Here is a 1339-nt window from a genome sequence, read left to right on the forward strand (position 1 = left end):
GCAGCCGGCGCCGCCAGGAGCGCAGGCTCATGCCTAGCTCCCCCTCAAAACGCCGCGCCAGGGTGCGGCCCGACATGCCGAGCTCGCGGCCCCAATCCTCAGGTCCGCGCTCATCTGTGGGATCTGCGTAAAGTGTCTCGCACAGGGTTCCCAACGCCCCGTTGCGCGGCCAAGGCAGTGCTCCAGCAAGCGGCGGTGCCCGCTGCAACTGGTCTAGAATCAGCGCCGTCACGCGACCGGCATAGCCGTCCCCGTCCTCCTGGTCCTCGATCTCAGCGGCCTCGACAATTAATGCACGGAGCAGCGGCGAGACACCGACCACGGTCGGGCTTTGAGGCAGCCTCTGACCGACCTCGTGGGCGATCCACAGGCTGCGGAACTCTGCCCCAAGCAGTGACCCGACGCGGTGCCGCAGCCCGGTCGGCAGCCACACCGCCTGCTCGGGCGAAATCGCGAGCGACTGACCCTCGACCGCCACCGTCAGCACACCTGAGATCGCGTAGACCATCTGGTGCCAGGCATGCGTGTGCTCTGGGAAGTAGTGGCGCGCCGGAATGGACTGTGCCCGCACAGTCATGGGGTGGGGCGGCATTAGCCCGGGGGGCGCGGCGATCGTCTCCCATCGCATTTCCAATGCCCTTTTTGTCCGTTGTTCTACATCTTATGTCATCTTGTCGAAATACATCACGCTTGTCGAGCCGGTATACGTGGCAGCCCATGAAGTTGGCGGCGCCGACCAATCCAACCAGGCCGCTACTGATGACCACGCTTTCAGCACGAGGATCCCACCATGGCTTGCCTCGACCGTCGCGGCTTACCGCTTTCGACGACTTCCGACCTTGCTGCCGAGCGCTACCGCGAGGGCGTGGACCTTTTGCTTTCCGCCTGGCCCGGCGCGGCAGAAGCGTTTGACTCAGCCATCCTGGCTGATCCGGACTTCGCCCTGGCCCATGCGGCGCATGCGCGCCTACACGCCATTCGCGCCGCGCCGGCCAAAGCAAAGGCGCGGATTGCAACGGCGGTGGATCTCGCCGCCCGACGGGGGACCGAGCGGGAGCGGAGCCATGTCGAGGTCCTATCGCTCGCAATCGGCGGCCAGCCGGCGAGGGCGCTGGAGCGCGCCCTCGTGCATCTCGATACTTGGCCGCGGNTCGTGCATCTCGATACTTGGCCGCGGGACGCCCTGATTCTCTCGCTGCCACTCGGCGCCTTCGGATTATTCGCCTTCTCGGGTATGGCGGACCATGATCAAGCCCGTGTCGACCTCTGCGAGCTGTATGCCCGGCACTTCGCCGAGGATGACTGGTGGTTTCTGACCTACCGCGGTTGGTCCCATGTT

1 pseudogene is annotated in these 1339 nt (G+C 65.5%); it reads right to left on the reverse strand.

Annotated elements, in window-relative coordinates:
* A pseudogene (locus QWZ14_RS08370) lies at positions 1–508 on the reverse strand (hypothetical protein); the annotation flags it as partial.
* Positions 509–1339: the final 831 nt, after the last annotated feature.

The sequence above is a fragment of the Paeniroseomonas aquatica genome (assembly GCF_030409335.1).
In the GTDB taxonomy this organism is placed as follows: Bacteria; Pseudomonadota; Alphaproteobacteria; order Acetobacterales; family Acetobacteraceae; genus Belnapia; species Belnapia aquatica.